Genomic DNA, 11898 nt, shown 5'->3' with positions numbered 1-11898 from the left:
CCCATAGTACCGTAGGCCGGATAAGGCGTTTACGCCGCCATCCGGCGATTAATCGATTGGTTTATTTGACTTTTTCTCAGGCTCATCTGCATGCCTTTCTTCACATCCTCTGATAAAGCACTCTGGCGCCTCGCCTTACCCATGATTTTTTCCAACATCACTGTCCCCTTACTGGGTCTGGTGGATACGGCTGTTATTGGTCATCTCGATAGCCCCGTCTATCTGGGTGGTGTTGCCATTGGCGCAACTGCAACCAGCTTCCTTTTCATGCTGTTGCTCTTCTTACGCATGAGCACTACCGGGTTAACGGCGCAGGCCTTTGGCGCGAAAAATCCGCAAGCGCTGGCGAGAGCGTTGGTGCAACCACTCATCCTGGCGCTGAGCGCGGGGGCGCTGATTGCGCTGCTGCGCACGCCGATTATCGATCTGGCATTGCATATCGTTGGCGGTAGCGAAGCGGTGCTGGAGCAGGCAAGACGCTTTCTGGCGATCCGCTGGCTGAGCGCCCCGGCATCTCTGGCGAATCTGGTTTTGCTTGGTTGGCTGCTTGGCGTTCAGTACGCCCGTGCGCCGGTTATCCTGCTGATTGTCGGGAATATCCTGAACATCGTTCTCGACCTGTGGCTGGTTATGGGGCTGCACATGAACGTGCAGGGGGCTGCGCTGGCGACGGTCATCGCCGAATATGCCACGCTGTTAATTGGTCTGCTGATGGTACGCAAAGTCCTTCGTTTGCGCGGTGTCTCTTCCGGTATGTTGAAACAGGCCTGGCGCGGGAACTTCCGTCGTTTGCTGGCGCTTAATCGCGACATCATGCTGCGTTCGCTGCTGCTGCAACTCTGTTTTGGCGCAATCACGGTACTGGGCGCCCGTATGGGAAGCGATATCATTGCGGTGAATGCCGTTCTTATGACGTTGTTGACCTTTACTGCCTATGCGCTGGACGGCTTCGCCTATGCGGTAGAAGCCCATTCGGGTCAGGCTTATGGCGCGCGGGACGGCAGCCAGCTACTGGACGTATGGCGGGCGGCGTGTCGCCAGTCGGGAATTGTGGCGCTGCTGTTTGCGCTGGTTTATGTGCTGGCGGGGGAGTACATCATCGCCCTGCTGACTTCGCTGCCGCAGATTCAGCTTCTGGCCGATCGCTATCTTATCTGGCAGGTGATTCTGCCGTTGGTGGGCGTCTGGTGCTATTTGCTGGACGGTATGTTTATCGGGGCGACGCGGGCGGCTGAAATGCGTAACAGCATGGCTGTCGCCGCAGCCGGGTTTGCGCTCACCCTACTGACGATACCGCTGCTGGGGAACCACGGACTGTGGCTTGCGCTAACCGTTTTTCTGGCGCTTCGTGGGCTTTCTCTGGCATTTATCTGGCGGCGACACTGGCGAAAAGGGACCTGGTTTGCCTGAGTCCGGTGGTTAAAAACTCTGAATTAAAAAACGAAGGCCGAATCACTGACTACAATTAATCTCACGTTCAGCAGAAAACGTAATGCGTTTGAGCGACGTTCTCCCGCTATTCACAACCGAACGATGAGGACTTGATGATGAATAAAGACGAAATCGGCGGCAACTGGAAACAGTTTAAAGGTAAAGTGAAAGAGCAATGGGGCAAACTGACCGATGACGATATGACAGTCATCGAAGGTAAGCGTGATCAACTGGTGGGTAAAGTCCAGGAACGCTATGGTTACGCAAAAGATGAGGCGGAAAAAGAAGTGAAAGAATGGGAAAACCGTAACGACTACCGCTGGTAATCAACTTCTCCTGCCCGTGAGTACAAGGACGTACTCCCCTCTGTTCAACGTACTTGCTTTGGGCGGCGTCTGCGGATTAGCCGCCCGATTTATTTAACGTGGTTTCTTCTTCACCAAAATAGAATGGTCGTGCTGGCACTCGCCGGGGTGGCGACATGCTTCGACTTCCACACACGCCGGGCATAACCCGTGTGCTTCAATCACGTTATGGCGCAGAGCGAACCCCATTTTTGCCGCCAGCGTATGCATAATGTCTTCCACGCCTTCAGCACACTCCTCTTTTACCACACCACAACGGTCGCAGATAAACATGGCCGAGCTATGGGTCGGCTGATCGAACAGGTGACAGAGCACGTAGCTGTTGGTGGATTCGACCTTGTGAACAAAACCCTGCTCAAGCAGAAAATCGAGCGCACGATACACCGTCGGCGGTTTGGCCTGCGGCTCCGTTTCACGCAGCAGATCCAGCAGGTCATAGGCGCTGATCGCACCTTCCTGCAGACTCATCAGACGCAACACTTCGAGGCGCTGGGGTGTCAGCCGCACATTGCGTTGCGCACAGAGTTTTTCAGCTTGCGCTAAAAGCTCTTGCGTGGTGGTCTTTTCCATGTGGCACCTCGGATTGCGTGAAAGGTTAATCTTCTACTTTACCATGTTCTGCGTAAAACGCCGAGAAGCAGCTCATAACACAGCTCTGGTTGCTACACATAACCGTTTCATGCAAAAAACAATACCTGCACGGCGGCGCGTCTGTCACTGGTTTCTGTAAGTGGGTAAATTGAACCGGGAGGAATAGTCCATAGCGTCACTGGACTTTCACCCGGTGGTATTATTTTCTATCATTGAACGGTTATCTATTAACGCTAATCGTATTATTAAAATTGCTCAGTAAAATTACCATGAGACTTAAGTGAGGGCCTTTTATAAGCGTTCACCTATGAAAGTTTTATGATATTCATGTTCAGTATGCTTTAAGGTTATTTATTGTTCTGCTTTTTATTTGTAACATTATTATTCTTAAATCGTGGTGGCAATGCGTTATTTCTTGACGATGCACAAAATATTACTTTACCCAGAGAATTACTCTCATAAAAGTGGTGTAATAAATCAGGGGCACAAATGGGTGATATTATTTATGTAACCATTGAGGGTGAGCATCAGGGGGATATTTCCTCTGGTTGTGGAACCACAACTTCAGTGGGGAATCGTTGGCAGCAGGGACATGAAGATGAAATTTTCGTTTTTAGCCTTACGCAGGGGATATCAAACACTGGAATGGGGGTGAAGCATCAGGGGCTGTCCTTTAGCAAAGTAATTGACAGGGCGTCACCGTTACTGGCAAATGCGATCAATAATAATGAAAATCTTAAAATGCGCTTTGATATTTATCGGATCAATAGATTTGGCCGGTGGGAGAAGTATTATGTCATTAAACTGAGAGGGGCAAGATTAAATCGGCTGGTATCTGAATCACGGCAAAATAGTTTGGATTATGAATATATTTCGCTGGATTATGATTATATTCATTGTCAGCATCTTCTCGCTGGTACTGAATTCGATTACCTTGTTACGCCTGAACGATATAATCAGCTCTTTCCAGTGGCGCAGGTTATATCTCCTCCCCCGGAGCCGGAGAAACGAAAGGTTACGCTGGTGCTGGGGATCTTCTTCGATGGTACGGGCAATAACGCGGTCAATACGCGAAATATGCTGGCGGCTTGTACCGCGCAGCATTTTGACATTGATAACCCTGATGCGGAAAGAATTCTCCAAAAGAGTGCTTCCGAAAAAATGGGGCTGAGTGGTACAGAGGCAACAAGCTACTACGGGTACTATACAAATATACACTGGCTAAATGAATTGTACTTGCAACGATTTCCTGCTGACGGGAAATATATTCAACATGCCGTATATATTGAGGGCATAGGTACGCAGGCTGGTGAAGCGGACAGCATGATCGGCTTAGGGCTTGGCACGTCTGATTACGGTGTAATCGCTAAAACTGACGATGCGGTAGCGCAACTGGCTGAAGCAATAAAGGCCACAATACGTATATTGGAGGGCAAACTTATTATTGAGAACTTGCTGTTTGATATTTTCGGCTTCAGTCGCGGTGCGGCGGCGGCCCGTCATTTCGCGAATCGCGTACAGTCAGAAGATGGCGCAATTGTGAATGCCATTAATGCTGGCATGGTAAAGCAGGTCTACACGGGGAAACCTGCAGGAAAGACCCGCTTTATGGGTATTTTTGATACCGTTACGGCCGTTGGAACTCCCTTTAATGGTCTGAATCCACACAGTGCTGATACGGGCGACGTCAATATTCGTTTGCGACCCGGCGTGGCGCAAAAAGTTTTCCATATCACCGCTCAGCATGAATGTCGCTATAACTTTGCGCTTAACAGCGTGGCGCCTGCCTGGCCGGAGATAACCTTACCCGGAGTGCATTCCGACATTGGCGGCGGTTACCTGCCTAAGACGCGTGAGGATCTGTTTCTTACCCGCCCGCAGGTGGACACTTTACCATCAAATCAGCCTGATGAACGTTCCGGCGCTTACCGGAAGACTATGGCACAACTACCGGTTCTGGAAGCCTCTCCTGCCATCGCACCGATTATTCGTACTAATGAAATCACCCCTGAAGTTTGGTCAGACGACTACGCCGCTACTGACCGTTATGGTCAGATGCAAAAGCGCAGCTTTGCCGCACTGACGCTGCGCCAGCGTATTGTCCGAAATGACTGGTCGAAAGTAATTCTGTGGGTGATGGTCGATGCGGCGAAGGAGGCGGGAGTGATGTTTGAACCCCTTGAGAACAAAAAAGATATTCAGATTCCAGGTGAGCTTCTCACTTTCTATGAACATGCGACAAGGATAGGTAAATTCGCGCGTTTGAGACAGCCAGCAATCGGTTTTTCCGGGCAAGACATCGAAATTATCGCCAAAACCTATATCCACTGTTCAGCAAACTGGAATGCCGTCGCCGTAAGTAAAACGGGTAAACCACAAGGCGGGGTTTCTGCTTCTGAAACGATCGGCTTCGTTAACCGGCCTGACGCAGGATGGCTCAGAACAGTTTACAACATGGACGGGAAACAATGATGAACGCACGATGGTTACATATTCTGGCAGTCCTGCTGGCGCTGGCGGGGTGCAGTCACCCGCAGACGTATCCCTTACAGTCGAAGCAGGCTGCCAGCGGCGACTGGACATTGCCCTACGGGAAAGGGAGTTTTTCTTTTATCACCCCCTGGCAGTTGCCTGCATATGTTACACAAGCGCGGGTAATCGATACCGACGGGTATCTCTATACCTTTTACACACTGGACTCCACACCAAGAGATCCTGATTCCATTGATAAATGGACCAAAAATATGCATGGCGGAAGCGTTAATTTCAATAAAATCAACAAGCCTCCGCAGTTTATTGTGTTCTGCTGGGATTCCTTAATCGATCGCCGGACTTATGAAACCCGCGTGATATTTTCACCCGCAATGTGGTAGCGTATGAAGACACCTGCCGATCATCTGTTTGGCGGGGAGCCTCTGTGGTACAACAATATTCTGTTCGGCCTTGCGCCTGGCGGCAAGGTCAGGATCTGGTTCCCTGATGCAGGAGATTATCCTGCCATTCCTGTAACACCCCGGAAAATCCACACCCTGTCGGGTAATGAACTGACGATCTGTAAGGAGGGGGCAAACAGCGACTTTCTGCGCGAATACCGTTATTCCAGCGATACAGAAGCGTTTATCAAAGGAAAAACCTACCCCTACGGGGAGTGGTAATAACAGGGACGGGAAACAACGATGAGCACACGATGGTTACGTATTCTGGCAGTCCTGCTGGCGCTGGCGGGGTGCAGTCACCCACAGACGTACCCCTTACAGTCGAAGCAGGCCGCCAGCGGCGACTGGTCTTTACCCTACGGGAAATGGAGTTTTTCTTTTATCACTCCCTGGCGACTTCCAGCACGGGTGAGGCAGGCTCGGGTGATTGATACAGACGGGTATCTCTATACTTTTAACACGGTTGACCATACGGACAAAGATCCGGATTCGGTTAACAAATGGAAGACAAATCTCCATAGGGGAGGGGTGACTTTTAATAAAGTTAATAAACCACCACAGTATATGATCTTCTGTTGGGATTCGTTCATTGACCATCAGACCTACGAAACCCGCGTGATGTTTTCTCCTGCCATATGGCAGAGGATGAAGACCCCAGCAGACCATACTGATCGTTCAGGAGATCCTTTCTGGTACAACAATATTCTGTTCGGCCTTGCGCCTGGTGGCAAGGTCAGGATCTGGTTCCCTGATGCAGGAGATTATCCTGCCATTCCTGTAACACCCCGGAAAATCCACACCCTGTCGGGTAATGAACTGACGATCTGTAAGGAGGGGGCAAACAGCGACTTCCTGCGCGAATACCGTTATTCCAGCGATACAGAAGCGTTTATCAAAGGAAAAACCTACCCCTACGGGGAGTGGTAATAACAGGGACGGGAAACAATGATGAACACACGAACAGTTATGATTCAGGCATTATTTCTCATGGCATCTTTTTAACCTCAATGTGCCATCTGCGTGCGGGTGTTTCTCTATGCTATAGTAGGCCATATCTCATTCCATTCTCCTCTGTAGGCTCCCATTTTTAGGGGGCCTGTCAGGGGTACCGAGAATGCAAAAATACGTTAAAAAGTTTAAAAATGCATCAAAATAAAGAGTCACAAAACACGTTGCAAACCAACGTGATGCCAGAGAAGTTAGCCCTGTATCCTGCTCATCGTTTTTCTATCGCGCCGATGCTCGACTGGACGGACAGACATTGTCGCTACTTCCTGCGTCTGCTGTCTCGCCAGACGTTGCTCTATACCGAGATGGTAACAACCGGGGCGATCATTCATGGCAAAGGCGACTATCTGGCATACAGCGAGGAAGAGCATCCGGTGGCGTTGCAGCTTGGCGGCAGCGATCCGGCTGCGCTGGCGCAATGCGCGAAACTGGCGCAGGCGCGAGGATATGACGAAATTAACCTTAACGTAGGCTGCCCGTCTGACCGTGTACAAAACGGCATGTTTGGCGCCTGTCTGATGGGAAATGCGCAACTGGTGGCGGATTGCGTGAAGGCGATGCGGGACGTAGTGTCGATCCCGGTAACGGTCAAAACCCGTATCGGTATTGACGATCAGGATAGCTACGAATTTCTCTGTGACTTCATCAATACGGTCGCCGGTAAAGGCGAATGCGAGATGTTTATTATCCACGCGCGCAAGGCCTGGCTCTCCGGGCTTAGCCCGAAGGAAAACCGCGAGATCCCGCCGCTGGATTACCCGCGCGTTTACCAGTTAAAGCGTGACTTCCCGCATCTGACCATGTCCATCAACGGGGGTATTACGTCGCTGGAAGAGGCGAAAGCGCATCTGGAACATATGGATGGTGTGATGATCGGGCGCGAAGCCTATCAAAACCCGGGCATTCTGGCCTCCGTTGACCGTGAGATCTTTGGCGCGACCACGGCGGACGCCGATCCTGTGGCTGTCGTTCGCGCCATGTATCCGTACATTGAGCGTGAACTGAGCCAGGGGACATACCTCGGGCATATTACCCGTCATATGCTGGGGCTGTTTCAGGGGATTCCTGGCGCGCGCCAGTGGCGCCGTTATCTGAGCGAAAATGCCCATAAAGCAGGCGCCGACATTGACGTGCTGGAACATGCGCTGAAACGGGTGGCGGATAAGCGTTAAGTTCTCACTAAAAGTTAGTCAATTTCACCACGCCCTGCGCACAGTCGCGGGGCGTTTTGTTTGCAAATCAATAGATTAATTTTGGCATGTTTCTTGTAATGGTCTGAATATGTCGGCCCGCAAAGCGCTACGCCACCGGGCATTCCATATTCAGGGGGAATCATGCTGGAACTACTTTTTGTGATGGGCTTTTTTATCATGCTGATGGCCACCGGCGTGTCATTGTTGGGAATTCTGGCCGCGCTGATGGTGGCGACCGCCGTGATGTTCCTGGGCGGGATGTTTGCGTTGGTGATCAAACTGCTGCCGTGGTTGCTGTTGGCTGTTGCCGTGGTGTGGGTCATCAAAGCGGTAAAAACGCCAAAAATCCCACAGTATCAGCGCAATAACCGTCGGTTTTACTAAGGTATTGTGCAGAGGATCACAACCTGTAACTTTCTTCTTAGAAGCAAATAGGAATTGATTATCAAATCTGTCACTATTGCGCGGCTAATGAATTCATCGAGCTGTACCCTACATACAGCCGAACTAAAAAAGAAAGGGCTTCCCGTGTGGAAGCCCTAATTCTTTTCCCCGTCATACTACGGAATGAGCAGGCTCGATCCCTGCGTTGCCCGGCTTTCCAGCACCTCATGCGCGCGCTGCGCATCTTTCAACGCGTATTTCTGATTCTCCGCGACCTCGACTTTTATCACGCCGCTGGCAATCAGTGAAAACAGCTCGTTGCTGGCTTCGGTCAATTCATCGCGATTGGTAATGTAACCCTGGAGAGAAGGGCGAGTGACGTACAGCGAGCCTTTTTGGTTCAGGATGCCTAAGTTAACGCCGGTCACCGGGCCGGAAGCGTTACCAAAACTCACCATCAGCCCCCGGCGTTGCAGGCAATCCAGCGATGCTTCCCAGGTATCTTTCCCGACTGAATCGTAAACCACCCGTACTTTTTTGCCGCCGGTAATCTCTTTCACCCGTTCAGCGATATTTTCTTCACGATAATTAATCACTTTCCATGCGCCAGCCTGTAAGGCAATTTGCGCTTTCTGCGCGCTGCCTACCGTGCCGATAAGTTTCGCGCCCAGCGCTTTGGCCCACTGGCAGGCTATAAGGCCCACGCCCCCGGCGGCGGCATGGAACAAAAACGGTTCGTCGGGTTTAACCTCATAGGTTTTGCGCAGCAGATAAAAGACCGTTAACCCTTTCAGAAAAGAGGCGGCAGCCTGCTCGAAAGAGATCGCTTTAGGGAGAATGGCGGCCTTATCGGCGGGAACATTGTGTACCGAACTGTAAGCCCCGAGCGCAGACTGGGCATAAACGACGCGGTCGCCCGCTTTAATATGTTTAACGTTGCTGCCGACTTTACTCACCACGCCCGCCGCTTCAGTGCCCAACCCGCTGGGCAGGGATGGCGGTGGATAGAGCCCGCTGCGAATATAGGTATCAATGTAGTTGATGCCAATTGCTTTATTTTCGACCTGGATTTCGTTTTCCGCCGGGTCTACAGGGGTAAAGTCCACTGCTTTCAGGACGTCAGGGCCACCGTGCTTGTGAAATTCAATTCGTGTTGCCATGCTTCCTCCAGAACGTATCGTAAGGGTCCACTTATATGGTAAAGTTTCGACCCATTCTTTATCTCGGTAACTCCATTCACTATGGCAGGAAATAAACCCTTCAACAAACAACAGACTGATGCGCGTGACCGTGATTTGCAGGTTGACGGGCTGAAAGTGCCGCCGCACTCGATTGAAGCGGAACAGTCGGTGTTGGGCGGTTTAATGCTGGATAACGAACGCTGGGACGATGTCGCCGAACGCGTAGTGGCGGATGACTTTTATACCCGGCCGCACCGGCATATTTTTACCGAAATGCACCGTTTGCAGGAGATGGGGAAACCCATTGACCTAATCACGCTGGCGGAGTCGCTGGAAATTCAGGGGCAACTGGACAGCGTTGGCGGTTTTGCTTACCTGGCGGAGTTATCCAAAAATACGCCAAGTGCGGCGAACATTAGCGCTTATGCGGATATTGTCCGCGAACGTGCCGTTGTTCGCGATATGATTTCCGTCGCCCATGAAATTGCCGATGCGGGTTACGATCCGCAGGGGCGCAACAGCGACGAGCTGCTGGATCTCGCGGAATCTCGCGTTTTCCAGATTGCGGAAAACCGCGCCAATAAAGACGAAGGCCCGAAAAGCATCGATCAAATCCTCGATGCGACCGTGGCGCGCATTGAAACCCTTTTCCAGCAGCCGCATGACGGTGTGACAGGGGTCGATACCGGTTATCAGGACTTAAACAAAAAAACCGCCGGTTTGCAGCGCTCGGATCTGATCATCGTTGCGGCGCGTCCGTCGATGGGTAAAACGACATTTGCGATGAACCTCTGCGAAAACGCCGCGATGTTGCAGGAGAAACCGGTACTGATCTTCAGTCTGGAGATGCCCGGCGAACAGATTATGATGCGTATGCTGGCGTCGCTGTCGCGCGTGGACCAGACGCGCATTCGTACGGGTCAGCTGGATGACGAAGACTGGGCGCGTATTTCCGGTACGATGGGCATCCTGCTGGAGAAGCGCAATATGTATATTGACGATTCATCCGGCCTGACGCCGACGGAAGTTCGCTCGCGCGCCCGTCGTATCTACCGTGAACATGGCGGCTTAAGCCTGATCATGATCGACTACCTGCAACTGATGCGCGTGCCGTCGCTCTCCGATAACCGTACGCTGGAAATCGCAGAAATCTCTCGCTCGCTGAAAGCGCTGGCAAAAGAGCTACAGGTGCCGGTGGTGGCGCTGTCGCAGCTTAACCGCTCTCTGGAACAACGCGCCGATAAACGTCCGGTCAACTCGGATCTGCGTGAATCCGGCTCCATCGAGCAGGATGCCGACTTGATCATGTTTATCTATCGTGACGAGGTTTATCACGAAAACAGCGACTTAAAAGGCATCGCAGAAATTATTATTGGTAAACAACGTAACGGCCCAATCGGTACGGTACGTCTGACGTTTAACGGGCAATGGTCGCGTTTCGATAACTATGCGGGACCGCAATACGACGACGAGTAAATCTCCTTCATCATTCACGCCGCAGATGCGTTGACTGCGCCCGCTTACCCCTTCGGGGACAGCGCGTTTTGTCCTGCAACGCGAATGATTTTGGCGATTCTTTTTATAAGGAATTCAAATGCAAGCGGCAACTGTAGTCATTAACCGCCGCGCTCTGCGACACAATCTGCAACGTCTGCGTGAACTGGCGCCTGCCAGCAAGCTGGTTGCGGTCGTGAAAGCGAACGCTTACGGACACGGTCTTCTGGAGACCGCGCGAACGCTCCCTGATGCCGACGCTTTCGGCGTCGCCCGCCTTGAAGAAGCCCTGCGCCTGCGGGCGGGTGGGATCACGCAGCCCATTCTGTTGCTGGAAGGTTTTTTTGAAGCCACCGATCTGCCAGTCATCTCTGCACAGCATCTGCATACCGCCGTGCATAACGAGGAACAGCTTGCCGCGCTGGAAGCCGCCGAGCTGGATGAGCCGGTAACGGTGTGGATGAAACTGGATACGGGAATGCATCGTCTGGGCGTGCGTCCTGAAAAAGCCGAAGCGTTTTATCAACGGCTTACGCAGTGTAAAAACGTGCGCCAGCCGGTAAATATCGTCAGCCATTTCGCCCGCGCCGATGAGCCAGAATGCGGTGCGACCGAGCAGCAACTCGATATTTTTAATACCTTCTGCGAAGGTAAACCGGGGCAACGTTCCATCGCCGCTTCCGGCGGCATCCTGCTGTGGCCACAGTCTCATTTTGACTGGGCGCGACCGGGCATCATCCTCTACGGCGTCTCGCCGCTGGAAAATCAGTCCACTGGCGAAGATTTTGGCTGCCAGCCGGTCATGTCGCTAATCTCCAGCCTCATTGCCGTTCGCGAGCATAAAGCGGGCGAACCGGTGGGTTACGGCGGCACATGGATCAGCGAGCGTGATACGTGTCTGGGCGTGGTTGCTATGGGCTATGGTGATGGTTATCCGCGCGCGGCGCCGTCCGGTACGCCGGTGCTGGTTAACGGTCGGGAAGTGACGATTGTCGGTCGCGTGGCGATGGACATGATCTGCGTCGATTTAGGCCCTCAGGCGCAGGACAAAGCAGGCGATCCGGTCATTTTGTGGGGTGAAGGTCTGCCCGTTGAGCGCATTGCGGAAATAACAAGAGTGAGTGCTTACGAACTTATCACGCGCCTGACATCAAGGGTTGCGATGAAGTACATTGATTAAATGCGTGCCGGGTGGCGCATTGATCCCAGGCCGGATAAGGCGGATACCCCGCCATCCGGCGATATTCACATCAACATCCTCTCGATCTTCTCTCGCTTCCGGTTTATTGTGTTTTAACCCCCTGCCTGTAAACCT

The 11898-nt window shown here is 52.1% G+C and carries 10 protein-coding genes and 1 pseudogene; 9 read left to right on the top strand and 2 right to left on the bottom strand.

Going from position 1 to position 11898, the window contains the following annotated elements; translation table 11 throughout:
- Window positions 1–90: 90 nt before the first annotated feature.
- Window positions 91–1410 (top strand): MATE family efflux transporter DinF, encoded by a 1320-nt coding sequence (dinF, locus tag FD428_RS20060; protein ID WP_071257668.1) that lies wholly within the window; start codon window positions 91–93, stop codon window positions 1408–1410.
- 137 nt (window positions 1411–1547) lie between these two features.
- Entirely contained in the window at window positions 1548–1757 is a 210-nt protein-coding gene (locus FD428_RS20055; RefSeq protein ID WP_024130835.1) for a CsbD family protein, read from the top strand.
- A 93-nt stretch (window positions 1758–1850) separates the two neighbouring features.
- Here the strand turns inward: FD428_RS20055 and zur are convergent, their stop codons facing one another.
- A complete protein-coding gene (zur, locus tag FD428_RS20050; protein WP_012134638.1) occupies window positions 1851–2366 on the bottom strand; it encodes a zinc uptake transcriptional repressor Zur in 516 nt (171 codons plus the stop codon).
- A 510-nt stretch (window positions 2367–2876) separates the two neighbouring features.
- On the opposite strand from zur, the gene tssD reads away from it, so the two are divergent.
- From tssD to pspG, 5 genes and pseudogenes are all read left to right on the top strand, one after another.
- Window positions 2877–4859 carry a type VI secretion system tube protein TssD gene (gene tssD / locus FD428_RS20045; protein ID WP_114848708.1) on the top strand — a complete coding sequence of 661 codons (1983 nt, stop codon included), beginning with the start codon at window positions 2877–2879 and terminating at the stop codon, window positions 4857–4859.
- Window positions 4820–5542, top strand: a pseudogene (locus FD428_RS20040) (DUF2931 family protein). Before tssD ends, FD428_RS20040 begins: the two are co-directional and overlap by 40 nt.
- Window positions 5543–5563: 21 nt before the next feature.
- The gene (locus FD428_RS20035; protein WP_114848707.1) at window positions 5564–6250 is read left to right on the top strand and encodes a DUF2931 family protein; all 687 of its coding nucleotides are present in this window, start codon (window positions 5564–5566) and stop codon (window positions 6248–6250) included.
- A 215-nt stretch (window positions 6251–6465) separates the two neighbouring features.
- Complete coding sequence (dusA, locus tag FD428_RS20030) at window positions 6466–7503, top strand: tRNA dihydrouridine(20/20a) synthase DusA (RefSeq protein ID WP_012134633.1); 1038 nt, start codon at window positions 6466–6468, stop codon at window positions 7501–7503.
- 162 nt (window positions 7504–7665) lie between these two features.
- Window positions 7666–7908, top strand: coding sequence for an envelope stress response protein PspG (gene pspG / locus FD428_RS20025; RefSeq protein WP_012134631.1), 243 nt, complete (start codon window positions 7666–7668; stop codon window positions 7906–7908).
- A gap of 176 nt (window positions 7909–8084) precedes the next feature.
- Here pspG and FD428_RS20020 read toward each other — a convergent pair whose 3' ends face one another.
- Window positions 8085–9068: a quinone oxidoreductase gene (locus FD428_RS20020; RefSeq protein WP_114848705.1), complete on the bottom strand. Its 984-nt coding sequence runs from the start codon at window positions 9066–9068 to the stop codon at window positions 8085–8087.
- 81 nt (window positions 9069–9149) lie between these two features.
- Here FD428_RS20020 and dnaB point away from each other — a divergent pair, with 81 nt between their 5' ends.
- Window positions 9150–10565, top strand: coding sequence for a replicative DNA helicase (gene dnaB, locus FD428_RS20015; protein ID WP_012134629.1), 1416 nt, complete (start codon window positions 9150–9152; stop codon window positions 10563–10565).
- Between the two features lie 118 nt (window positions 10566–10683).
- The gene (gene alr, locus FD428_RS20010; RefSeq protein ID WP_114848704.1) at window positions 10684–11763 is read left to right on the top strand and encodes an alanine racemase; all 1080 of its coding nucleotides are present in this window, start codon (window positions 10684–10686) and stop codon (window positions 11761–11763) included.
- The last annotated feature ends 135 nt before the right edge of the window (window positions 11764–11898 follow it).

Source organism: Citrobacter sp. TBCP-5362, assembly GCF_005406305.1.
Classification (GTDB): domain Bacteria; phylum Pseudomonadota; class Gammaproteobacteria; order Enterobacterales; family Enterobacteriaceae; genus Citrobacter_B; species Citrobacter_B koseri.
Note: the sequence above shows the minus strand (reverse complement) of the source record. Positions and strands in the feature narration are given on the sequence as shown.

Excerpts from the sequence above, each read along its gene's own strand:
- dinF (WP_071257668.1), top strand. The coding sequence starts at position 91 with ATGCCTTTCTTCACATCCTCTGATAAAGCACTCTGGCGCCTCGCCTTA.
- FD428_RS20055 (WP_024130835.1), top strand. The coding sequence starts at position 1,548 with ATGAATAAAGACGAAATCGGCGGCAACTGGAAACAGTTTAAAGGTAAA.
- zur (WP_012134638.1), bottom strand. The coding sequence starts at position 2,366 with ATGGAAAAGACCACCACGCAAGAGCTTTTAGCGCAAGCTGAAAAACTC.
- tssD (WP_114848708.1), top strand. The coding sequence starts at position 2,877 with ATGGGTGATATTATTTATGTAACCATTGAGGGTGAGCATCAGGGGGAT.
- FD428_RS20035 (WP_114848707.1), top strand. The coding sequence starts at position 5,564 with ATGAGCACACGATGGTTACGTATTCTGGCAGTCCTGCTGGCGCTGGCG.
- dusA (WP_012134633.1), top strand. The coding sequence starts at position 6,466 with ATGCATCAAAATAAAGAGTCACAAAACACGTTGCAAACCAACGTGATG.
- pspG (WP_012134631.1), top strand. The coding sequence starts at position 7,666 with ATGCTGGAACTACTTTTTGTGATGGGCTTTTTTATCATGCTGATGGCC.
- FD428_RS20020 (WP_114848705.1), bottom strand. The coding sequence starts at position 9,068 with ATGGCAACACGAATTGAATTTCACAAGCACGGTGGCCCTGACGTCCTG.
- dnaB (WP_012134629.1), top strand. The coding sequence starts at position 9,150 with ATGGCAGGAAATAAACCCTTCAACAAACAACAGACTGATGCGCGTGAC.
- alr (WP_114848704.1), top strand. The coding sequence starts at position 10,684 with ATGCAAGCGGCAACTGTAGTCATTAACCGCCGCGCTCTGCGACACAAT.